Origin of the sequence: Paenibacillus auburnensis, assembly GCF_927798115.1 — a bacterium.
In the GTDB taxonomy this organism is placed as follows: domain Bacteria; phylum Bacillota; class Bacilli; order Paenibacillales; family Paenibacillaceae; genus Paenibacillus_AQ; species Paenibacillus_AQ auburnensis.
In genome coordinates this window covers 230,444-252,866 of record NZ_CAKMMG010000002.1, presented here as the reverse complement: position 1 = coordinate 252,866, position 22,423 = coordinate 230,444, and the positions used below count along the sequence as shown (strand labels likewise).

The window sequence follows — 22,423 nt, the reverse complement described above, 5'->3', positions numbered from 1 at the left end:
CCCGTAACTCCTCTTAATGGACACGAAGCGGTGAAAGCTCATGTGCATTCCCTCCCATTAGCGAAAGCATATCGATAATCTGCTGGAAGAAGGCCTGGCGGTTGTCTCCCCTGTAAAATTCATTATAGAGCCGGCCGTCCTTAATGAATACGACCCGGTGGCAATAGCTGGCCGCGAGAGCGTCATGGGTGACCAGCAGCATGGTCGTTTGATCGGTATGGTTGATAGCCTCCATCATTTCCATGACATCCCGTGAGGATTTGGAATCGAGATTTCCCGTCGGCTCATCGGCCAGCAGCAGCGAAGGGGAATGAATAATAGCCCTAGCAATGGCAGCCCTCTGCCGTTGCCCTCCCGACACTTCATAGGTTCGTTTATTCAGAATTTGGGTGATGCCCAGTTTTTCGGCCACCGGTTGAAGCTTGGTATCCATCTCTTTCAGACTTTTCCCGTCCAGCGTAAGAGGGAGGATGATATTTTCCCCGATGGTCAGCGTATCCAGCAAATTAAAATCCTGAAAGACAAAGCCCAACTTCCGTCTGCGGAACAGGGCCAGATCGTGTTTGGATAACAAGTAGGGGTTTTCCCCATTAATCAACACTTCTCCGGAGGTAGGTGTGTCGATAGTGGATACTGCGTTCAGCAGGGTTGTCTTGCCGCTGCCTGAAGGACCCATAATGCCGACAAATTCGCCCTTCTCCACAACCAGGTTCATATCGCTCATCGCCCTGTACGCGAAGCTGCCATCATAGACTTTTCCTAGATTACGCACGATTAACATATCCATATCAGGCATTCTTCCTTTCATACGGTCGAAATTTCGAATTTCCAAGGCCCTCCCGCATAATCATAACCGCTCCTCAATCGAGATCCCATCGATTAATCTTAAACAAACCTTACAATGCTGTAATAAAAAAAAAGCATGTTCATGAAGCTTGAACATGCGTGATTCCCATCCATAGACGTACGGCTGTTCCTTGTCCCTGCTCGGATTCAATCTCGACTTGATGATCAAGCCGTGAGGCGATTTCCCGAACCAGATATAAGCCCATGCCGGTGGATTCGCCGAACCGTCTTCCGTTTTCCCCTGTAAAATAGGCATCGAACACCCGCTTGATATCCTGTTTCTGAATTCCCGCGCCGTTATCCCGGATCTCAAGAGCGGCTTGCTGTCCGCGTACATCAGAGCTAATCAGGATACGGCTGCTTATTCCTGCCGAATACCGCACCGCATTGGTGATTAATTGCCCGAGTGCGAATGCAAGCCACTTGTCATCAGACATGACCATCAGCCGGTCATCCACCTGGATTTCCGGGAAGACCTTATTGAGGATAAATAAATTTTTGTGCTCAGCCACCACTTTCCCGACCAGCTGATGAAGATGCACCGGCTCCGCCACGAAATCCTGCTCGAACGCATCCAAACGTGAGGTATACAGCACCGTGTCAAGCCCCTTCTTCAGCTTGTCTATTTCCTCTCGAATGCTGTCAAAGAAGGGGTCGGTTTCATTCTGAACCGCAAGGTGCATAACGGATAGCGGGGTTTTCATCTGGTGCACCCACTGATTGATAAAGGTGATGTGATCGTTTAGCTTTTTACGATATTGTTGGATATCGTTCTGATACAGACGATACTTCCCCTGAAGCAACTGTCCAAGTGCATCCGCGAGCGGTGCGTTCCCGACAAATTCGGCCGATTCGTCAATCGACAGAAGCGGACGAGTCAGCCTCCGGTAAAACCGGTAATGGCGGATATAGCGGTATATCAGGTAAAACACGAATAAGGCCGTATTTACGATGCAGATGTAGGTAAGATCGGAGGTATTCCGGAAACCGGATAAGCGGCACATATAAACAGTCAGAAGTAGCTGTCCGGCATACATAAAGATTAACGGAGTCTGCTCTCTCCAAAATAACCTCATGGCTCTTCCCTCCAGAAAGGCCGCAGTCTATATCCGGCTCCCCGCACGGTTTCCAGTGCTCCTTCAACGCCGAGCTCAGATAATTTTTTGCGGATACGCGTGATATTGACATTAAGCGTGTTGTCGTCAACTAACTGTTGATTATTCCACAGCTTGTCCAGAAGATAGTCGCGGCTGACCACCTTGGAGCTGTTTTCCATCAGTGTTTCGATCAGCAAGGATTCTTTATGACTGAGATCTACGGTTTTGCCGGATAAGGTCAGCTCAAGCCTTTCGGGATACAACACGAGTCCTGTGCATTCCACGGTCCGTTCCCTCTTGCCCAGGGCGTAGGAGCCGTAAGCACGGCGAAGCTGGCTCTTGATCTTGGCCATGACCACTTCATAATCGAAGGGCTTGGCGATATAATCGTCCGCCCCGTTCTCCAGCGCCATGACCTGCTCCATCTTGCCGTCGCGGGCGGAGATGAACAGAATCGGGCAGGTGGAGACCGTCCGGATTTGCCTGCACCAGTAATAGCCGTCGTAACGGGGCAGATTGACGTCCAGCAGCACGAGATCCGGACGAATGCCCTGGAACACCTCCATAACCCGGTCGAACTCCTGGACAGCTTCAGCCCGGTACCCGTATTTCTCCACATAGGATTGAAGTAGCTGCGCCAGCTTAAGATCGTCTTCTACAATCAGGATGCTAAACATAGATTTGGCTCCTTTTCTGATTTGAAAAAACACCAGCATGCCGTCTCCGAGGAGCGATTGGAACTTACTGTGTTTCTATGGTTTGAATAGGCCGGAGTAGGTTCAGCTGTAAACAATTATAACCTTAAGCGGCACTCTTTCAAGCTGATGAGATACCATTTTACAGGTCCTCCCATCCCGCAGGCAAATTTCATAGTTGTAAGATTAATGTAAGGTAAATCGATAGCTTAGGCCGGTTTCTGAGGATAAGATTGGAACAAACAAAAATAGAAAGTTTTAAAAGGAGAATCGGGATGAGGCTATTTGAACTGTTGCTTTTTTTATCAAACATCGGCTTGTTTGCATTAACAGTCATATTAACAAAAGGACGGCGTAGAATTCCAGTATTTATTGCAAGCGGGATCGCTACACTTTTGCTGGTCATTCATTGGACGGTGGAAGGATACAGGGTTCAGCTATTGTTCCCATATTGCCTAACGATCCTTTTTTTAGCGGTTTCAGGTTATAGCTTGTTTAAGAAAAAAGCCCTCATAAAAATGCGGTTCATATCGGGTGCAGCTTATACCACTATAGCGGTAATGCTGGCCGTAACAGCGGTCCTTATGTATGCTTTTCCTGTATTTAAACTACCTGAACCGACAGGCGAATTTAAGGTAGGAACGCAAACTTTTCATTTCGTGGATACCCATAGGAAAGAGATTTTCGGCGAAACCAGAGAGGGCAATAGAGAATTAATGGTCCAGATATGGTACCCGGCTCAGGCTGGCACCGGCAAGTATGCTCCCTTTATTCCTGAACCCAGGATTTTACGTTATATGGTCGCGGACTATGGACTTCCCGGGTTTACTTTTGGGCACCTGAGGTACGTATCCAGTCATACTTATTCAGAGGCCGAAGTCTCTTCGGCACAGACGTCATACCCGCTGATCCTTGCGAATCCCGGCAACGGCTCTTCCAGGTTCCTCCACACATCGCAAGCTGAATATCTCGCGAGTCACGGATATATCGTGGCAGTGATCGACCACACCTATAATACATTTGCCACCGAGTTTCCGGACGGGCGAATCACGACCAGCACAACCAACGACTTATTCTCACAAGGCAATGATTACCGGACAGGAACAAAAATTCGCGACAAGTTGGGAAAAGTCTTAACCGAAGATGTGGCGTTTGTACTGGATCAATTCGGACTCATCCAATCGGGGCAGATTCCAAGTCATTTACAAGGGAAGATTGATCTCGGTCATGTCGGGGTGTTCGGTCATTCTATTGGCGGAGCGACGGCCTATGACGCTGCTTACGATCCGCGGATCGCGGTTGGCATAGACCTTGATGGAGGGCTTTACCGGCTGCGTGACAGAGAGGGGCTGCGAAAGCCATTTTTGTTCATTAACTCGGAAAGCTATTCCGAAAAATTAAAAAGGGTGATGGATAACCGGGTCTACACAGATGCAGAGCTTAACCGTATGGGTTCAACTAGAGAGTGGGAGGACCAAGTAACGGAAGATAAAAAGCTGGAGCTTGAACGGATGCGCGAAACGGTCGCCGCAGGGGGACAAGTCCTATCTATCGAAAATACGGAACATTTAAATTTTACCAACGTACAGTTCATTTCACCGATCTTCAAAAGGCTGGGCATTACAGGAAAGATAGAGCCCAAACGAGCGGACTCCGTTATCAATGCTTATATGCTGGATTTCTTCGATATGTATCTAAAAAATCAAGGAGGAATCTTAATGAAAGGACCGGATAGCCGCTTCCCGGAGGTGAAGTTCGTAAATTTGCTATCATAAAAAAAGAAAAGGGCACGATACTGCGCATTTCCGCCAGGGAAACGCGCAGTATCGTGCACATAATTCCATAATACTGCTACAAAAACTTCCGCTGCACCTTTTTGCCGTCATAGGTAAAAAGGGCTTTTTTGTCTTCGACCACGGTTTGCAGGTGGACGGTGCGGCCCCAGAGAGCATAGATGTGCGGGAGGGTACGCTCCAGGTATTTCAGGTCCAGCTCGATGCTCTCGTAGCGGTGGGCGATCATCAGCTCGCCGTTGCGTTCGTAGTCGGCATCCTGGATAACCAGGTAGGGAGAGCCGCCGTTGACCCGGGCGAGCACGAGCTGGTCGCGCACATTTTCCCAGGCTTTGTCGGTGATTTTCCATTCCGGGCCTTTTTTCTCGAACACATAGAGGTCAAGGTCATTGACCAGCTGTTTGGACAGGTAACTGCGGATAAATGAGATGTCAGAGTCGAGCTCGCGGACCTCGAAGATTTTATCACGGTCCCAGCGGCGTTCGATGTCCTCGAAGATTTTGAGGCCCAGGTAGTACGGGTTTAGACTCTGGCGCGAAGGTTGCACCACCGACGAATTCAGCTTCGAGTACTCAATCGTCTCCTCGGGAGTCAGATCCAGCTCGCGCATGATGCGCTGATGCCAGTAGGAAGCCCAGCCTTCGTTCATGATCTTCGTCTCCATCTGCGGCCAGAAATAGAGCATTTCGTCCCGCAGCATGGTCATAATGTCGCGCTGCCAGTCTTCCAGTGTCGTCGAATACTGCTGGATGAACCAGACAATATCCTTCTCCGGCTCTGGCGGGAAGGTGCGTTTTCCGGCTGCATCGGGCGCTGCAGGTCCGGCGTTGGCCTGATCCAGCTTCCAGAGCTCGCTGTAGGCATTCTCCTCTGCGGCTCCGCCTACCGGGGTATCCTTGCGCTCCTTCATTTTGGCTTCCAGCAGGTGGGTTTTGCCCAGCTTGCGCGGCTGGATCAGGCTGGGGTCGATATGCTCCTGAATCGCCAGCACCGAGTCGATGAAGCTCTCCACGGTATCAATCCCGTAGGTTACCGAATATCCGGCAATCCGGTCGGCTGTGGCAGACATGCTCTCAACCATATCACGGTTGGACATGGAGAAACGCATATTGTTTTTGAAGAAATCGCAGTGCGCCAGGACGTGGGCGACGATCAGCTTATTCTGGATCAGCGAGTTGCCGTCCAGCAGGAAGGCATAGCAGGGATTGGAGTTAATGACGAGCTCGTAGATTTTGCTGAGCCCGAAGTCATATTGCGACTTCATCTTATGAAAAGTTTTACCAAAGCTCCAGTGTCCGAACCGGGTTGGCATCCCGTACGCACCGAAGGTATAAATAATATCAGCGGGGCATATTTCATAACGCATCGGGTAGAAATCCAGCCCAAACCCGGTAGCGATCTCTGTGATCTCGGCAATCGCCCGCTCCAGCGCTTTTATCTCATCTTCTTGAGGCATGCATCCATCTCTCCCTCCAGCTTGCTGTGTTTGCTGCAACTTATTCTGACTGCGCCGCAGAAGTTCCGCAGCTGCGTCCGGAACTGTTCTTATACAAGTATATGGGCAGCAGGGTGAGAGTATGATGCCCAGCGGCCTCATTGCCGATCTTCCAGCTTCAATCTCTATCACTTACACGTTCTATTGCATTTGCTACAGCAGATTGCACCCGAATTAGCCTGGAAAAAGATTCTATTGCACTTTGTGCAGGAGATTTCCCGGAAAAAGGTTTTTGAACCCGGAAATCCAACAATCAATTGTATGAAATACAGCAGAATACGATTTTACCTCAGGCATAGGAGTAATCTATTGCAGAAAGTGCAATCACCTGTTGTTTATCATTCAATAAACATGGACAGTCAGCAAAAATAAGCTCCCCGGCTAACGATACCCATTGCAGCCGGAGAGCTTATTAGCACACTTAGTATACAAACTTCCGCTGTGCCCAGTAACTGAACAGGAAGATCGAAATTTCGGTCAGGATCTTAGCCGCGACCAGCGGGATGATCAGTTGCTCATTATAGAAGTAGAGCAGCCCGTAATTGAACAGCAGCACGAGGATCACGAGGGAGAAGTATTTGGGCAGCGACTGGAGTCTCGACTTCTTGCCGCCGGTGAAGACATATTTCCGGTTGACGGAGTAGTTGAAGATTGAGCTGCATAATCTCGCAGCGGCTACTGACAGGAACAGGTTATGGGTGAGACTCTGGAACAGGAACAGCAGCGTGAAGTCGAGCAGGGCAGACAGCAGCGAAGAGGTGCTGAACATCAGAATCGGCAGATAGATCCGGAATGAGTCGACAAGCGGCCGGAAATGGGACGATTTATTGTGGTCCAGATACACGGTATCAATGAACTCTTCAGTGATTTTATAGCCCTCCTTGTGGGCGGTCAGCAGCATGTTCATTTCGTACTCGAACCGGTCCCCCGGAATCTGGCACAGCCAACCCAGCATGGAGGGGGAGAAGCCGCGCAGGCCGGTCTGGGTATCATAGATTTTCGTGCCTGTGGTGAGGGAGAAGACCCCTCTTGTCACCGAGTTTCCAAAGCTGCTGCGCAGCGGAATCTTTCCGCTGAAGCGGCGGCTGCCGAGCACAATCCCGGGGGTGGGCTGGTTCAGCAGGATATCAGCAATCCGCTTGATGTCATGGGGCAGATGCTGCCCGTCGCTGTCTGCGCAGACTACATAGCCGGGCAGCCCTGCCTCCTGAATATACTTGAAGCCGGTCTTTAGAGCCTGTCCTTTTCCGAGATTGACCGAATGAGTCAGGACATCGCAGCCAAAAGCTTCAGCAGTCTGGAAGAGTCCGCGGTAAGCCGCGCCACTGCCGTCATCCACAATGACAATGGAGCCGAGGTGGTAATCTTGCAGCTTGATAATCAAATCCAGCAGCCGTTCGTCTGGTTCATACGCAGGAATTAGTATAGTTATCATATTGGTCACTCCTTAATATAAAGTATGTCGCTTACGCCGCGTTCCTGGTTTTTGCCCTGCGGGTTGTTGACGACCCGTCCCATGAAATACATGGTGGATGAACCGCCGCCGTCGAGATTGTAGGCTTCTGTGGCACCGAGGTCCTGCATCAGATCTGCAAGCTCGGTGAGTGTCATTCCGCGGCTGTAGCCTTCGTTGCGCCCGTCAACCACAACAAACACATAATGGTTCGGGGCAATCATCCCGATCGCCGTCCGCGGATTTGCATTTTGAATCGAGCGGTTGCCGAAGTTGGTATCGATTTTGACATTGCTGAAATCACTGGTGATCTGGCCGTCCTGAATCAGAATCGGACCGAACGAGAGTGTATTGGTAACCCCTTGCGCCAGCAGCTCGGACGAAGAGATTTCTTCCTCGTTATAGGTCTGCATCGTCCCGTCTTCGAACAGCGCCATTGCGTCCCGCACCGGATCATCCCGATACACTGTGCCGTTACGGATAATCACGCCGTCTTCACGGAAGCCATAGTAATCGCCGTTGATCGCGAACAGCGCATCGTTGCTGGCGGCAATCTCCGAGGTCACCTCTGTGATGTTCGTGCCGAAGCTATTGTCGGCAAAAGCGGAACGCAGGCTGCTGGAATTCTTAAGCACGACATCAGCGACAAAGTAAGTGATCTGGTCGGATCCGGATCCGGTCTGCACCTGATCGATCTTGATCTGGATATCGTCGCTGCTGTAGCTCCAGTCATCTGAAGTGGCATTAACCTCCGCGGCAGTTGTGGCAGTCGTGGTAGTAGTGTCATTGGTGGCGGCTGTACCGCTTGTACTGTCTGACGAAGCTGCTTCATCAGCTACGACGACTTCTACATGCTCGATTAAGTAACGGTCTGCCAGCTTATATACCACTCCGCCAACCACCAGCAGAAATACTAGAATTCCTATCCCTATTTTTTGTTTGAAGCTCAGGGTTTTCTTTTTGTCCATTTGTGCCATTCAGGATCACCTCTGCGTTTAAGTTCTTAAGAAGCATGATACGCGCGGTACCTTTAATGAACCTGAAATGACTTAGGAGCAGCTATTTAAGATGCAGCGTGCCCGCTCCCCAGCATTTATCCGTGTTGATCTATAGTAGAAAGAACCGCGAACGGTTGGTATACTTTAACAAAGAACCATTCCTTTCCAGTATTCTGAAGGAGGACCGGCATACATGCGCATGTCACGAATCAGCTCAAGGGGACGATTGCCGAAGATCAGGAAGATTTCAGCACTTCGCTTGGCTCTGTTGACTACTCTAACCGGGCTGCTGGTGATGTTCGCCTTCTCAGGCTGCTCCCTGCTGCATAAGGAACAGGCGGGTGGTCCTCTCAGCCATGAGATCAACGAACAAGAGGATGTTGTCTATTCTCACGGCTATACGATTAAGAATCTGGACCGGCTGGATGAATTCATGGAGCGGCGAAGCGGCAGCCTGCGGTTGATACAGTACACCCCGGAGGGAGGCCCAATCTATAAGGAACTGCGGTATAAGGGTGGCAAGCTGGTTATTGCCTATGACACTACAGAAGACGATTTTGGCCCTAAAGAAACAGGGACATTTGTTTGTACAGCACTTAACCGCGAGGATGAGAGTACAGTGCTCAAATACACGCTGACGGGCTGCGAGGGGGAATACCCGGAAACGGCGCTGCTATGGATCGGATTCGAGCTGTCAGAGATGGATGATTTCGGATTCGTGCTGAAGTACGGGGTGAACCTCAGAAACGAGATCAATACCATTCAAGAGAAGCTGGTAAAAGATCTCCAGGACGGCTCTGTTGCTGAGGCGGATCACTTTAAGCTGTCTCACGGGCAGCTGCAGAAGATTTTCCGGGAGCTTGTGCTGGCCAATTATATGCATGACAAAACATTAACCGGATCCTGCAACATCAAGCCGTCTGTGAGCTATGAGCTGCAAATAGACATTAATAATCATGAGCTGCAGTTTGCGTGGAGTGAATGTGACCAGAGTGCAGACGGCAAGGAAATGACAGCGCTGGCCCGTTACATCATCGGTATGGTGCAGGAGGAGAAGCTCTATAAAGAGCTGCCGGACATCCGGGGCTATTATGAATGACCGCAATATTGCTATACTTTAATTAATAAAAGATAGAGTTCTGGGAGGTACTGCCGTGCAACAGCGTGTGCTGCTAATAGAAGATGATGAAGATATAAGCAGAATGGTAAGCTCGTATTTGGCAAAAGAAGGCTATGAGGTGGATATGGCATTCGACGGGGAAGCGGCAGAACGGAAGATTCTCGGCGGCACAGCCTATGCTCTAGTGCTGCTGGATTTGATGCTGCCGAAGCGCAGCGGCATGGATGTGCTTCAGACGATCCGTGCCGGAAGTCTGGTGCCGGTGCTGATAATGTCGGCTAAAGACAGTGATGTGGATAAGGCACTCGGACTTGGTTTTGGTGCGGATGATTATATCACCAAGCCGTTCTCGATGATTGAGCTGGCGGCCCGGGTGAAGGCGGCAATCCGCCGGGCGGGTTATGCAGCAGCCGGTACCAAAGCGGAAGAAGCTGTGACACCCAATGAACAGGGGAAGGTCATCCTGCTGCGCGGCCTGACGGTGAACCTGGACACGTTCTCGGCATTGAAGGATGGAGAAGAGATCAAACTGACCGCCAAAGAGTTTCATATCCTGAAGCTATTCGCCGCGAATCCGGGCAGAGTGTTCACGAAGGCGCAGATTTACAGCCTGGTCTGGGAAGATGATTACTATGGGGATGAGAATGTCATTAACGTACATATGCGCAGGCTGCGGGAGAAGATCGAGGATGATCCGTCCCATCCGGAGTACATCAAAACGTTATGGGGCATCGGTTATAAGCTGGGGGATGTGCTTTTATGATTATTCTGTTTAGTGGGGGGGTTGTGCTGCTCCTGCTTGTTGTCCTGTGGCAATATTTGCGGCTTCGGGAGCACGGACGCCAGCTGGAGTACATTCATTCCAAGCTGGAGAGTATTATGGACCGGGGCTCGCACGAGCGGCTGCTTCTATTCAACAGTGACCCTGCGCTGCAAAAGCTGCTTGCGGGTCTCAACTCGCTGCTGGATGTCAATCACAAGGGTGCAGTGGAGACGGCCAGGCTGGAACAATCCATGCGCCATATGCTGGCCAACATTTCCCATGATCTCAAGACCCCGCTGACCGTAGTGCTCGGCTATATTGAGACGCTGCTTCAGGATGATTCCATGTCTGCTGAGGAGCAGGAGAGAATGCTGCGGACGATTCATGCCAAAGCGGAAGAAGTGATTACGCTGATGAACCGTTTTTTTGATCTGGCTAAGCTGGAGTCAGGCGACAAGGACATTCCGCTGACCAAGGTCGAGATCGGTGAACTGTGCCGCCGCAATATTCTGTCCTTCTATGAACTTCTCAGCGCTAAAGGCAGCGAAGTGCAAATTGATATTCCGGATGAGCCGTTGTACATCATGGGCAATGTAGAGGCTCTGGATCGGGTGCTCGGCAATCTGTTGTCCAATGCCATTTCCTACGGCGATGCCGGCGGGGTGCTCGGTCTGCGGCTGTACAGTCAAGCGGACAAGGTCTGCATAGAAATATGGGACAAGGGGAAGGGCATTGCGGAAGACCATCAGGATAAAATCTTCGAGCGGCTGTACACCCTGGAGGACTCGCGCAACCGGACATATCAGGGCAGCGGGCTGGGCCTAACGATCACCAAAAGACTGACCGAGCAGATGCACGGTACCATCAAACTGACCAGCAAACCCTACATCAGAACAGCGTTTACCCTGTCTTTCCGAAGAATGGATTTTTAACCGTTCACCACAACTTAAGAATTTCGTAAGAATCAGGTAATAAAAAAGAAAATTCCGCCCTGTAATATAAGAAACAAGGAAAACAATGAAGCAAAGGGGATAACGGAAATGACAACCATACTACGGACATGGGACTTAACCAAGGTTTACGAGGGCAAGGAAGCCGTGAATAACGTGAATATGAATATCAAGCAGGGTGAGATCTACGGCTTTTTGGGACCGAACGGGGCCGGCAAAACAACCGTGATGAAAATGATGACCAATCTGGTCAAACCGACTGCGGGCGAGATTGAATTTTTCGGCGAAAAGATGACTGAGCGTTCTTACGAGATGCTCAAGCGTATGGGCTGTATTATAGAATATCCGGTGTTCTATGATAAGCTGACGGCCAAAGAAAACCTGGAGCTGCACGGAGAGTATATGGGCTATTATGACCCCAAAGCGATGAAGGAAGCGCTGGAGCTGGTGAAGCTCACAGGCATCGACAAAAAGCCGGTCAAGCAGTTCTCTCTGGGAATGAAGCAGCGCCTGGGCATTGCCAGAGCCGTGATGACGAAGCCGGAGCTGCTGATCCTGGATGAGCCGATCAACGGGCTGGACCCGCTGGGGATTAAGGAGCTGCGCGAGGTATTCCGCATGCTGAGCCGTGAATACGGGATGACACTGCTGATCTCCAGCCACATCCTGGGTGAAATTGAACAGATCGCCGATACGATCGGCCTTATCCGCGATGGGGTGCTTTTGGAAGAAGTCGCAATGGATACGATCCGCAGCCGGGATACTGACTATATTGAGCTGGTTACAGAAGAGAGCACGAAGGCGGTATATGTGCTTACCCATACGCTGGGACTGGGCAACATCAAAGTGATGGGTCCCCGCACGGTCCGGATCTACGACCCGATTCCGCAGCTTGAGCTGAGTAAGGCACTCACAGCGGCTAATGTGGAGCTGGAAAGTCTGAACAAGAAGCATCATTCGCTGGAAGACTATTTTGTAGAACTGATGGGGGGTGAAGTCGTTGCTTAAACTAATCCGGCTTGAAATGCGCAAAAATAAAATTAATCTGTTTCGGGCTGTGCTGATCACCGATCTGGTGATTCTGCTGTTTATGATTCTTATCGCATTCACAGGAATAGACGATGCCGGCGAATTCATTACCTATGCCGATGTATTTGATGGTGTGCATATATTTGTAAAAGTTACTTTTCTGATTTTCGGTTCTGTTCTGATCAGCAAGCTGGTCATTGATGAGTATAAAAATAACACAGTGGCTGTACTCTTCATGTACCCGATCCCGCGCAAAAAGCTGATGGCAGCCAAACTCATTATTGTGTCGCTCTTCATTCTGATTACCGTCTTCGTGTCCAATGTGCTGATAAGTGCTGCTCTCGTCGGCTTCAATCACTACTTCATGGATGCTGTCACGGGAGAAGTGACACTGAAGCTGATTACGTCGCAGATTACTATGGCTGCTTCGGATGCGGTATATTCAGCAGGGATAGGGCTGATTCCATTGTTCTTCGGACTACGCAAAAAGTCAGTACCGGCTACCATCGTGTCCGCTGTCCTGCTCGCAAGCGTCTTATCCTCCAACTTTGGCCAGTTCCGGCTGGGCAACCAAGTAGGCGTCTCTTTATTTCTCGGACTGGTTGGTGTGGCTGTTGCTTATCTGTCCATCCGCAACATTGAACATCAGGACATTGCATAATCTGAAAGGATAGTCCAAAATACCCGTAAAAACCGCTTGGCGCCTGTGTTTTCTTGGCGACCACAAGCGGTTTTTTTGCTATAATAGATTTTAATTCAGGAATTTCTACATATATAGAGAATTTCCGCATTTACGGAATAACAATAGCAGGTTCAGAGCAGTGAAGGAGTTGGGCTATGCATAAAGACTGGGCTGCCATTTTGGGCAGGGTGCTTTCTGAGGAAAGCGCTTATAAAGCGTTATACGATCATCATCCTGATTGGATTATTGTGCTCGACAGGCAGGGAAACTACGTCGACAGTAACCGTGCTTGGAGCGCTGCAGACGCTGGCGGACTGGCGCGTATCCGTGCAAACGGGAAAGAGTTCCCCCGGATACTCCCCGGTGAAGCGCATTTTGCTGCAGCCCTCGAAGGGATGACCTCCAGCTTTGAACTTGTGGACGAAGATATCCAAGGTGAATCCGTTCCCTGCACTATTTCCTATGTTCCGTTAAAATCTGCGGAAGGCATCGCTGGTGTATTCGCAATTATTCATCATGACCGTTCCGCTCTGCTCCCCGGAGTGCTGCTGGACTGGCTCAGTCAGTTGGCGGCAGCCGGACGTGAAACCGGGAGGGAAGAGCAGGCGGAGCTTGAATCAGGAGATCCGAAACTGCCAGAGCTAATACTTGAAATGGCTGAAGATAAGCGGCTGAGCCTGATTCTGAATTCCGTATCGGCTGGGATATTCGGACTCGATACAGAGGGGCGTACGATTTTTATTAACCGTGAAGGTGCGGATATGCTGGGCTATGACGCCTCAGAGTTGGCCGGAGTTCATCTAATGGATCAGATTCAGCATATCCGCAGCAACGTTACCCTCTACTCCCTGATAGAAAGTCCGCTCCGGAGTACGCTGGAAGACGGGATTACCCGCAGCAAGAACGATGGGATTTTCTGGCGTAAGGACGGCACGAGTTTTTTCGTCAATTACCGGATTGCACCGCTGCTGGACAACGGTAACATCTGCGGGGTAGTGGTATCCTTCAGTGATATTACGAACGAGCGGGAGATTCTTCAGGCGAAGGAATCGGCAGAGCAGGCAGCCCAGGCCAAATCAGATTTCCTGGCGATGATGAGCCATGAAATCCGGACTCCAATGAACGGGATGATCGGAATGGCCGATTTGCTGCTGGAGACAGAGCTTGAGGAGGAGCAGCGCAGCTATGCGGAAATTCTTCGGAGCAGCAGTTATAGTCTTCTACAGATCCTGAATGATATTCTCGATTTCAGCAAGATGGAAGCAGGGAAGATGCCACTGCAGTCTGAGACTTTCGATCTGCGCGAAATGCTGGAGAATGTTATTGACCTGTTCACGCCAAAGGCAGAGGAGAAGAAGCTGGCCTTGCGCTGGTGGGCGGATACCAGTGTCCCTGAAGCAGTGACCACCGATCCCAGCCGGCTGCGGCAGATCATTGTAAATCTGGTCGGGAATGCCCTGAAATTCACTGAGCGGGGAAGTGTAACCTTGTCAGTGAAGAATATTCCGTTGCCGGGTTCTCAGGAATATCTGCTGGAGTTTTCGGTTCGGGATACGGGCGTAGGCATTGCCGACAGCAAGCTGAACCTGCTGTTTCAGTCCTTTTCGCAGCTGCATCCGTTTATTAACCGCAAATATGGGGGGACGGGCCTGGGCCTCGCCATCTGCAAGCAGCTTGTGGAGCTAATGGGCGGAACCATCTTTGTGGAGAGTGAAGAGGGCCGGGGCTCCATCTTCCGCTTTATGCTACCCTTCGTCAAGGAAGAGATGGAAGCGGAGACAATGCCATATTGAGAGCCGAAAAGCTGTCCAGGCTGCCATAGAATAGGCTGCCGGACAGCTTTTTTCTTATGTGTGCGGAGGTGAGCAGGTGCACATAAAAAACCAGCGGGCCGCGGAAGTCCCGCAGCCTGCTGGTTTGGGCAGACCTAAAAAAGTAACAATACACTAATGCATGTACATGAGTCCTACAGTGGCCGGGCCACAATGGCTGCCGATAACACATCCGGCATGGATGACAGCAATTTCTTCGACGTCAGTTTGTTCCCGCAACGCCTTCTCCAGAAATTTGGCATCCTCTTCGGCCAGAGTATGGGCTACAATCAGCAGCTCTTTATCCATTGTTTTGGCATTCAAGAGTGCATGCTGTAGCATTTGTTCCACGGCCTTTTCCTTCTTCCCGCGGACTCTGCTTACCGGCACGATGGCACCGTCAATCAGCCGTAATACGGGCCGGATCTTCAGCAGGCTGCCGATAAAATTCTGCATCCCCGAGCAGCGGCCGCCCATATATAAGTAGTCCAGTGTATCCACGACGAATTCCGTCTCGACCCGGCTGCGGCACTGCTCCAGCATGGCGGCGATTTCGGCGCTGCTGTGGCCTTTAACGGCTGCCCGGGCAGCCTTCATGACGAGCAGTGCGATGCCCCCGCACAACGTCTCGGAGTCTACGACCCGGACGCGTCCTTCCGGAAATTCACCTGCAGCCAGCAGGGCATTCTGATATGTAGAGGATAAAGCAGAGGAGAGGCCGACGTATACGGCATCCCCGCCGCTGGCAATGACCGGCTCGAAAGCCGCGATAAAATCAGCTGGTGACGGTGCAGCGGTCTTCGGCAAAGCTCCGCCCGCAGCAACCCTTTGATAGACTTCCTCTGGTGTAATATCCACACCATCCTTGTAAGTGCCGTCCTGAAACACCACATACAGCGGAATGATGCCGATATCATACGTTTCCTTCCAGCCTTGCGGCAAATCGGAAGTGCTGTCTGAAAAGATTTTTACGATAGACATGAGTTTCTCCTTCACCGAATCTCAGATGACAATATGCATATATAAGCCATATAATCTGTTTATTATACCAAGCCTATGGCGAATCTCAAAATAAAAAATAATGATCTGATAGAAAAAAAGACTACCCGTGGCGGATAGTCTTTGACCGTATACTGCATTGCCGTTAGGCATACTGCTTATCTCTTAACGACAGGAATCCACACTTCGCATACATAATCGTCAGCTTGCGGATCGCCGGGAGGATAGAGCTCGAACTCCGGCCCGCCAGCATGCTCATAACCAGTCCCCGGGAACCATTCCTGAAAAATCCGCTCCCAGACGTTCTGGATGGCATGCGGCATCGGGCCTGTTGAAGTGAATACCGCCCAGTTAGCCGCTGGAACAACGGCAGTTTCATAGCCCTGCGGGTCAGCGGCAGCCTCTGCTTCTACTCCGATCCAGTAAGACAGCAGTTCCTTCTCCATGTCCATGCTCATACAGATGCCGAGCCAATTTTTGTCCGCAGCAAGCTGAATCAGTTGGTCCGAAGTACCATCCGCGTTGCATTCTGTCCAGAACAGCGGGATTCTGCGAAAGTTCTCCCCGTCCCGGGTGGTAACCTCCATTGATTTGCCGATAACGGTAAAAGCAGGTTTCTCCACGATCTTGTAGTCCATTTCCTGATCTCCCTTCAATGATAGATGGAAAGAGAGGCGGGGGAACGCTTTTAGCTGCACCCCGGGTTCGCGCGCGGCAGAAGGTGACAATCCGTGTGCCTTGCGGAACGCCTTGGCGAACGACTCCGGAGAATCATATCCGTATTTCAGCGCCACATCCAGCACTCTGATCTTTGAGCTGGCCAGCTCCTGGGCGGCCAGGGTCAACCTGCGCTTACGGATATAGTCTGCCAACGTAAAGCCGGTCAGCATACTGAACATGCGTTGGAAATGGAATGGAGACACATGAGCAATCTTCGCGATATCCTCGATACGCAGCGTCTCTGTCATTTTCCTCTCCATATAATCCAGGGCTTCCTTCATTCGGATCAGCCATTCCACATGTGCCATCTCCCTTTGACTTCATCCTATCATGCCATGAGTGACCAGTCCTGTTATTCTGTGCTCATTAATGACAGGTTCGTTTCCAAAGTATAACCGATTAGAGGACAGGCTGTCAGTTCCCTAAACGGTAGACTCTGGCTTCATAAGGGCGCAGCGTTCCCCGATCTCCGGCGGACGGCTCGTCAGGATAATTGCCGATAATGGTTTCTTTTACGGCGGCCAGCTCTGCAGGAAGCTCTACTGTCTGTGGAGTCTCGCTGAAATTCAGCAATACCAGCCATTGTTCATCCTCCAGCGTACGGGTGTAGGCATAGATATCCTCATGCTCAGGCAGCAGCAGCTCGTAATCGCCGTAAGCCATAATGAGATGTTTTTTGCGCAGGGCGATCAGCTTCTGATAGTAATAAAAGACTGAATCCGAATCGGCCAGCGCCTGTTCAACATTGATCTCTGTATAGCGCGGATTAACCTTCAGCCAAGGGGTCCCTTCGGTAAAGCCGGCATTGTCCGTAGCATCCCACTGCATCGGTGTGCGCGCATTGTCACGGCCTTTGATGTGGATCGCCTGCAGAATCGAATCATGATCAGCGCCGCCTTCAGTGACCTTTTCCCGGTACATGTTCAGTATTTCGATATCTTTATAATCTTCCAGCAGCGGGAATTTGACGTTCGTCATCCCGATTTCTTCACCCTGATAAATGTATGGCGTACCCTTCAGCGTGTGCAGTAGGGTAGCAAGCATCTTAGCAGAGATGACCCGGTATTCCCCGTCATTGCCGAACCGCGAGACCATCCGAGGCTGGTCATGATTGTTCAGGTAGAGGCTGTTCCAGCCGCGGTCAGCGAGGCCGACCTGCCATTTGTGCAGAATCTCGCGCAGGCCTTTCAGCGTCCAAGGGATCACATTCCATTTGCCGCCCGGGCCGGAATCGACGTCCATATGCTCGAACTGGAACACCATCTGCAGCTCATGGCGGTCTTCGTCCGTGTATAGAATAGCATCTTCCACACTGGCTCCGGGCGTTTCGCCAACCGTCATGACATCGTATTTAGACAGCACTTCACGGTTCATTTCCTGCAAATATTCATGGACGCGCGGGCCATTCATATAATATTCGCCGCCGCCGGCCAGCTCACCGGGAGCCAGCCCTTCGTGGTGAGCCGAAGGCAGACCTTCTACTTTGGAAATCATATTGATAACGTCCATGCGCAGCCCGTCTACTCCTTTGTCGAGCCAGAAAGCAATCATCTTATGCAGCGCCTCGCGCAGCTGCGGATTCTCCCAGTTGAGGTCAGGCTGCTTGCGAGAGAATAGATGGAGATAGTATTCACCGGTAGCCTCATCCAGCTCCCAGGCCGGTCCGCTGAAGATCGAGCTCCAGTTGTTCGGCAGCTCGCCATTTGGACCGCCCGGACGCCAAATATAGTAATCGCGGTAAGGATTGTCCTTGGAGGAACGGGATTCCGCGAACCAGGCATGCTCATCGGAGGAGTGGTTGATGACTAGATCCATCATCAGCTTAATGCCGCGCTCATGCAGCCCGGCCAGCAGCTCTTCCCAGTCGCGCAAGGTACCGAATTCATCCATAATATCCTCGTAATCACTGATGTCATACCCGTTATCGTCGTTCGGCGATTTGTAGACCGGGGACAGCCAGACCACATCGACACCTAGCTTCTGCAGGTAATCCAGCCGGGAGATAATGCCCTGCAGATCTCCAATTCCGTCTCCGTTGCTGTCCTGGAAGCTCCGGGGATAGATCTGGTAGACTACGGCTTCTTTCCAAAAGGCTCTGTTCATATCTATTAGCTCCTTTGTTTTGTTTTATTTTACCTACATAAACAATCTAAGCTGAACACTTTTAATATTAATCAGCAAGGAGGGCGGAAGGGGCTATTGGAAATTAATATCTAGGGAAAAGTGGCGGAAGGGAATTTTGGAACTGTAGGAGCGATAGCGTCCGCCTTTGTCTGCGGATTTCCACCGCTAACAGCGGTACAAATAAAGAAATCTGCAGACAACAGCGGCCGGAAGTCCAAACATTCTCTGTAGTCACGGCAAATCCCTAAGGTAGAAATGAACAGCGGTCGGAAGTCCAAATATTCCCCGAAGCCTGGGCTTTTGCTGATGTTATTAAACGTTCAGCTTACATAAAAAGCCCCGAAAGCGCTGAAGCCTCCGGGGCATGAAGAAGTTATGCTGTTACCGGGGTGCCTTCAGCAGTGACGCTGCTTAGCCCGTTCACAGTATACTCCTTGCCATGAATCGTAAGTGCCGCCGGAACATCGGTTTCATTGACAACCGTAACCTGTAGATCAGTAACGATAACCTTCAGCCGTGAGCCGCGGAACATGATTTTGAACGAATACGAAGTCCAGTGTCCCGGATTGGAAGGCTTCAGGATCAGCCGGTCTGCTTGAACGCGCAGTCCGCCGAAGCCGTGTACAATCGACATCCACGTTCCCGCCATGCTGGTGGTATGGCAGCCATCTTCCGTATCATTATTGTAGTTGTCGAGATCCAGTCTCGAAGTACGCAGGTACATTTCATAAGCCTTTTCCTTGTAGCCCAGCTCACAAGCCAGAATGGCGTGGATGCAAGGGGAGAGGGAGGACTCATGAACGGTAATCGGCTCGTAGAAGTCGAAATTCCGCTTTTTAGTATCCAGATCATAGCGGTCGCCAAGGAAATACAATCCCTGAAGCACATCGGCCTGTTTAATGAAGCAGGAACGCAGGATACGGTCCCAGGACCATTTTTGGTTAAGCGGCAGGTTCTCTGGCAGAACATCCTTTACCTGAATGATTTCCTTGTCGAGGAAACCGTCCTGCTGCAGGAAGATACCGAGCTCTTCATCGGACGGATAATACATTTTGCTGATAATTTCATTCCACTGGGCAGTTTCGCTTTCAACCAGCTCCAGTTTGTCTGCCAGCTCGGCATAGCGGGAGCTTTCATTTTCCTGCAGGTACGCCAGTGCTTCCAGTGTATATTCCATGGTCCAGGCAGCGATCCGGTTCGTGTACCAGTTGTTATTAACGTTGTTCTCGTATTCGTTCGGGCCGGTTACGCCGAGCATCACATACTGATCCTTGCGCGGTACATAGTGTACACGTTCCTCCCAGAAGCGGGAGATCTCCACCAGTACCTCAAGGCCGTATTGGCCCAGGTAAGCCTTGTCGCCGGTGTAGTTCACATAGTTGTAGATAGCATAGGCAATGGCACCGTTGCGGTGAATTTCCTCGAAAGTAATCTCCCACTCGTTGTGGCATTCCTCGCCGTTCATTGTCACCATCGGATAAAGCGCACCTTTTTTGAAGCCGAGCTTGCGGGCGTTTTCCTTGGCTTTTTCCAGATGCTTGTAGCGGTAGATCAGCAGATTGCGGGCAATGGTGGAATCCGCTGTACTTAAATAGAATGGCACGCAATACGCTTCGGTATCCCAGTAAGTGCTGCCGCCGTATTTTTCACCCGTGAAGCCCTTAGGCCCGATATTCAGCCGGTCATCTTCGCCAGTGTAAGTCTGATTAAGCTGGAAAATATTAAAGCGAATCGCCTGCTGTGCTGACACATCTCCTTCAATAATAATGTCGCTTTCCTTCCATTTGTCGCCCCATGCTGCAGCCTGTTCAGTCAAAAGGGTCACAAATCCGGCTTCCCGGGCGCTGTTTAGCGCGGTATGGGCCGCGTCTACAAGCTGGCCGAGGCCGTAATTACGGGAGGTCACATTGGCGGCATATTTATAAATAACCACCTGGTCGCCGGCCTGTACCGCAAGGCTGACTTTACTAGCCACGTATTTCTCCTGCTCAATTGCTTCAGGTGTCGTTGTAAGCTTTTCACCATTGACCAGAATGTCGTAGGCAAACGCCGAAGTCACATGGAAATCGAGCTTTTTCGTTTTGAGGGTCAGGTATCCGCCTTCTGCTTCGCTTTTCTTCTCTACTTCGTTCCAGAACTTCTCATCATAGTTGGAGTCCTTGTTCTTGATGTCGCCGTCGAGGTAAGGAGTGATCGTAAGCTGTCCGGCAAAATTCACCGGAATGATTGAATAGCGGATGGCGCCTATCTCGTGGCGGGCCATGCTGACGATGCGGATGCTCTCCACCTGAACCTCTTTGCCGTCTTCAAGGGTGGCGGTGAAGCTGCGGGACAGCGTGCCTTCCTTCATATTAAGCACACGGCGGAACTGGCTTACCGTGCAGGCAGCCAGATCGAGCGGAGTACCGTCCAGCTCAATATTGATCCCGATCCAGTTGGTGCTGTTCAGCACTTTGGCAAAATACTCCGGATAGCCGTTTTTCCACCAGCCAACCCGTGTTTTGTCCGGATAGTATACACCCGCCATATAACTGCCCTGCAGGCTGTGGCCGCTGTACTGCTCTTCAAAGTTCGCTCTGCCGCCCATATAGCCGTTCCCGATGCTGAATACGCTCTCGGAAATTTCCTGGGTCTGCGGATCGAAGGACTCTTCAATGATGGACCATTCATCAATTTTCAAATATTGTTTCATTGTTTTTTGGCTCCTTTTAAATGAGGGATGATATAAATGGAACTATGGGTTCGACGGTACGGTCTACGTGGGGCCGCTGCGAATGCAAAAGGATGTTACGATCGCTGTTGTCCCCGGATGCTCAGATGAAGGCTATAAGGTAAGCATCCGGGGACAAAGGCGAACGCTGGCGCTTCTGCACATTCCTTTTGCCTTCTCCGCTGATCACGTATCTCCGGTTCTCTCACAGATAGTTCTTTTATAAAGAGAGTAGTGCATGAAGAAATAACTTACAGTTAGTAGTTATTATTCATCAAACAGCAGCAAATAACTCCTGCAGCTTGGGAACGCTGATCTGGGCGAGGGAAGGCACGACGAAGTTCGCTTCAGACAGCGTTTCGGGTGAACCGATGCCGATGCTGCTCATGCCGGCACGGGTTGCAGCAAGGATTCCTGCTTCTGCATCCTCGAACACAACACAGTGCTCCGCCGGAACGGATACCGCCTGGGCACCCAGCAGGAATACCTCAGGATCAGGTTTGGCTGCGCTGGTATGTGTACCGTCGATAATCGCATCGAAGTAGGGAGTCAGGCCGGTGTTGTTCAGGATGGTCATCGCATTTTTGCTGGCTGACCCGAGGGCAACCTTGATTCCGGCTTCACGGCATTCCTTGAGGAAGGATAATGCACCAGGCAGAATCTCGGAGCTGTCCATTTTGGCGATGTATTCCACATAGCGGTTGTTTTTCTGCTCGGCAAGCCGTGCTTTTTCCGCTTCGTCTATCTCAAGTCCGCCGATTTCCAGCAGGATATTCAGGGAAGCGGCCCGGCTGACGCCCTTAAGGCGCTCATTGTCCTGCTCGGTGAACACAAATCCGAGTTCTTCGGCAAGCTCTCTCCAGGCGATAAAATGATATTTGGCGGTGTCGACGAGCACGCCGTCCAAATCGAACAGACAAGCTTTAATTGCTGACATGTTGAACCTCCTAAAAGTTTTGTGAGCATAACTTCCTGAATGGCTTCGTACAAAACTGGCTTCGGAAGCATAAACTTAAGTTTTGTGAGCATAGCTTCCTGAATGGCTTCGTACAAAACTCGCACCGAAAGCGTATAGCTAAGTACTTATGGATGAAGGTTGTTTTAACGCTGCAGACTTAGCGCAAACGTTTGTACAACA

The 22,423-nt window shown here is 50.8% G+C and carries 18 protein-coding genes; 7 read left to right on the top strand and 11 right to left on the bottom strand.

Features of this window, described 5'->3' with window-relative positions:
* Positions 1-13: 13 nt before the first annotated feature.
* The 3 genes from L6H70_RS13025 to L6H70_RS13015 all read right to left on the bottom strand — a co-directional run bounded on the left by L6H70_RS13025 (position 14) and on the right by L6H70_RS13015 (position 2,620).
* Positions 14-787 carry an ABC transporter ATP-binding protein gene (locus tag L6H70_RS13025; RefSeq protein ID WP_236333676.1) on the bottom strand — a complete coding sequence of 258 codons (774 nt, stop codon included), beginning with the start codon at positions 785-787 and terminating at the stop codon, positions 14-16.
* Between the two features lie 139 nt (positions 788-926).
* The gene (locus L6H70_RS13020; RefSeq protein ID WP_236333674.1) at positions 927-1,922 is read right to left on the bottom strand and encodes a sensor histidine kinase; all 996 of its coding nucleotides are present in this window, start codon (positions 1,920-1,922) and stop codon (positions 927-929) included.
* The gene (locus L6H70_RS13015) at positions 1,919-2,620 is read right to left on the bottom strand and encodes a response regulator transcription factor (protein WP_236333672.1); all 702 of its coding nucleotides are present in this window, start codon (positions 2,618-2,620) and stop codon (positions 1,919-1,921) included. Before L6H70_RS13015 ends, L6H70_RS13020 begins: the two co-directional genes overlap by 4 nt.
* 293 nt (positions 2,621-2,913) lie before the next feature.
* Between L6H70_RS13015 and L6H70_RS13010 the strand changes: the two genes are divergently transcribed.
* Complete coding sequence (locus L6H70_RS13010) at positions 2,914-4,413, top strand: alpha/beta hydrolase family protein (protein WP_236333671.1); 1,500 nt, start codon at positions 2,914-2,916, stop codon at positions 4,411-4,413.
* Between the two features lie 76 nt (positions 4,414-4,489).
* Here the strand turns inward: L6H70_RS13010 and L6H70_RS13005 are convergent, their stop codons facing one another.
* The 3 genes from L6H70_RS13005 to L6H70_RS12995 all read right to left on the bottom strand — a co-directional run bounded on the left by L6H70_RS13005 (position 4,490) and on the right by L6H70_RS12995 (position 8,347).
* Positions 4,490-5,887: a SpoVR family protein gene (locus L6H70_RS13005; protein WP_236333669.1), complete on the bottom strand. Its 1,398-nt coding sequence runs from the start codon at positions 5,885-5,887 to the stop codon at positions 4,490-4,492.
* A 460-nt stretch (positions 5,888-6,347) separates the two neighbouring features.
* Complete coding sequence (locus tag L6H70_RS13000; protein ID WP_236333667.1) at positions 6,348-7,361, bottom strand: bifunctional glycosyltransferase family 2/GtrA family protein; 1,014 nt, start codon at positions 7,359-7,361, stop codon at positions 6,348-6,350.
* 5 nt (positions 7,362-7,366) lie between these two features.
* Complete coding sequence (locus tag L6H70_RS12995; protein ID WP_236333665.1) at positions 7,367-8,347, bottom strand: phosphodiester glycosidase family protein; 981 nt, start codon at positions 8,345-8,347, stop codon at positions 7,367-7,369.
* A gap of 223 nt (positions 8,348-8,570) precedes the next feature.
* Here L6H70_RS12995 and L6H70_RS12990 point away from each other — a divergent pair, with 223 nt between their 5' ends.
* The 6 genes from L6H70_RS12990 (at position 8,571) to L6H70_RS12965 (ending at position 14,714) form a co-directional block, all read left to right on the top strand.
* Positions 8,571-9,476: a DUF4362 domain-containing protein gene (locus tag L6H70_RS12990; RefSeq protein ID WP_236333663.1), complete on the top strand. Its 906-nt coding sequence runs from the start codon at positions 8,571-8,573 to the stop codon at positions 9,474-9,476.
* A 55-nt stretch (positions 9,477-9,531) separates the two neighbouring features.
* Positions 9,532-10,260, top strand: a complete 729-nt coding sequence (locus L6H70_RS12985; RefSeq protein WP_279306751.1) for a response regulator transcription factor — start codon at positions 9,532-9,534, stop codon at positions 10,258-10,260.
* Positions 10,257-11,192 carry a sensor histidine kinase gene (locus L6H70_RS12980; protein ID WP_236333661.1) on the top strand — a complete coding sequence of 312 codons (936 nt, stop codon included), beginning with the start codon at positions 10,257-10,259 and terminating at the stop codon, positions 11,190-11,192. The genes L6H70_RS12985 and L6H70_RS12980 overlap by 4 nt, the downstream gene beginning before the upstream one ends.
* Before the next feature lie 108 nt (positions 11,193-11,300).
* The gene (locus L6H70_RS12975; protein WP_236333659.1) at positions 11,301-12,218 is read left to right on the top strand and encodes an ABC transporter ATP-binding protein; all 918 of its coding nucleotides are present in this window, start codon (positions 11,301-11,303) and stop codon (positions 12,216-12,218) included.
* On the top strand, positions 12,211-12,900 hold the full coding sequence (locus tag L6H70_RS12970) for an ABC transporter permease (RefSeq protein ID WP_236333657.1): 690 nt from the start codon (positions 12,211-12,213) through the stop codon (positions 12,898-12,900). The genes L6H70_RS12975 and L6H70_RS12970 overlap by 8 nt, the downstream gene beginning before the upstream one ends.
* Before the next feature lie 176 nt (positions 12,901-13,076).
* The gene (locus tag L6H70_RS12965) at positions 13,077-14,714 is read left to right on the top strand and encodes an ATP-binding protein (protein ID WP_236333655.1); all 1,638 of its coding nucleotides are present in this window, start codon (positions 13,077-13,079) and stop codon (positions 14,712-14,714) included.
* A gap of 153 nt (positions 14,715-14,867) precedes the next feature.
* Here the strand turns inward: L6H70_RS12965 and L6H70_RS12960 are convergent, their stop codons facing one another.
* The 5 genes from L6H70_RS12960 to pgmB form a co-directional block, all read right to left on the bottom strand.
* A complete protein-coding gene (locus L6H70_RS12960) occupies positions 14,868-15,713 on the bottom strand; it encodes a DegV family protein (protein ID WP_236333653.1) in 846 nt (281 codons plus the stop codon).
* Positions 15,714-15,889: 176 nt separating this feature from the next.
* Entirely contained in the window at positions 15,890-16,750 is an 861-nt protein-coding gene (locus tag L6H70_RS12955) for an AraC family transcriptional regulator (protein WP_236334038.1), read from the bottom strand.
* Between the two features lie 115 nt (positions 16,751-16,865).
* On the bottom strand, positions 16,866-18,554 hold the full coding sequence (locus L6H70_RS12950) for a glycoside hydrolase family 13 protein (protein WP_236333651.1): 1,689 nt from the start codon (positions 18,552-18,554) through the stop codon (positions 16,866-16,868).
* A gap of 394 nt (positions 18,555-18,948) precedes the next feature.
* Positions 18,949-21,267: a glycoside hydrolase family 65 protein gene (locus L6H70_RS12945; RefSeq protein WP_236333649.1), complete on the bottom strand. Its 2,319-nt coding sequence runs from the start codon at positions 21,265-21,267 to the stop codon at positions 18,949-18,951.
* Positions 21,268-21,559: 292 nt separating this feature from the next.
* Positions 21,560-22,222, bottom strand: coding sequence for a beta-phosphoglucomutase (gene pgmB, locus L6H70_RS12940; protein ID WP_236333647.1), 663 nt, complete (start codon positions 22,220-22,222; stop codon positions 21,560-21,562).
* Positions 22,223-22,423 lie beyond the last annotated feature (201 nt).

Excerpts from the sequence above, each read along its gene's own strand:
- L6H70_RS13025 (WP_236333676.1), bottom strand. The coding sequence starts at position 787 with ATGGATATGTTAATCGTGCGTAATCTAGGAAAAGTCTATGATGGCAGC.
- L6H70_RS13020 (WP_236333674.1), bottom strand. The coding sequence starts at position 1,922 with ATGAGGTTATTTTGGAGAGAGCAGACTCCGTTAATCTTTATGTATGCC.
- L6H70_RS13015 (WP_236333672.1), bottom strand. The coding sequence starts at position 2,620 with ATGTTTAGCATCCTGATTGTAGAAGACGATCTTAAGCTGGCGCAGCTA.
- L6H70_RS13010 (WP_236333671.1), top strand. The coding sequence starts at position 2,914 with ATGAGGCTATTTGAACTGTTGCTTTTTTTATCAAACATCGGCTTGTTT.
- L6H70_RS13005 (WP_236333669.1), bottom strand. The coding sequence starts at position 5,887 with ATGCCTCAAGAAGATGAGATAAAAGCGCTGGAGCGGGCGATTGCCGAG.
- L6H70_RS13000 (WP_236333667.1), bottom strand. The coding sequence starts at position 7,361 with ATGATAACTATACTAATTCCTGCGTATGAACCAGACGAACGGCTGCTG.
- L6H70_RS12995 (WP_236333665.1), bottom strand. The coding sequence starts at position 8,347 with ATGGACAAAAAGAAAACCCTGAGCTTCAAACAAAAAATAGGGATAGGA.
- L6H70_RS12990 (WP_236333663.1), top strand. The coding sequence starts at position 8,571 with ATGCGCATGTCACGAATCAGCTCAAGGGGACGATTGCCGAAGATCAGG.
- L6H70_RS12980 (WP_236333661.1), top strand. The coding sequence starts at position 10,257 with ATGATTATTCTGTTTAGTGGGGGGGTTGTGCTGCTCCTGCTTGTTGTC.
- L6H70_RS12975 (WP_236333659.1), top strand. The coding sequence starts at position 11,301 with ATGACAACCATACTACGGACATGGGACTTAACCAAGGTTTACGAGGGC.
- L6H70_RS12965 (WP_236333655.1), top strand. The coding sequence starts at position 13,077 with ATGCATAAAGACTGGGCTGCCATTTTGGGCAGGGTGCTTTCTGAGGAA.
- L6H70_RS12960 (WP_236333653.1), bottom strand. The coding sequence starts at position 15,713 with ATGTCTATCGTAAAAATCTTTTCAGACAGCACTTCCGATTTGCCGCAA.
- L6H70_RS12950 (WP_236333651.1), bottom strand. The coding sequence starts at position 18,554 with ATGAACAGAGCCTTTTGGAAAGAAGCCGTAGTCTACCAGATCTATCCC.
- L6H70_RS12945 (WP_236333649.1), bottom strand. The coding sequence starts at position 21,267 with ATGAAACAATATTTGAAAATTGATGAATGGTCCATCATTGAAGAGTCC.
- pgmB (WP_236333647.1), bottom strand. The coding sequence starts at position 22,222 with ATGTCAGCAATTAAAGCTTGTCTGTTCGATTTGGACGGCGTGCTCGTC.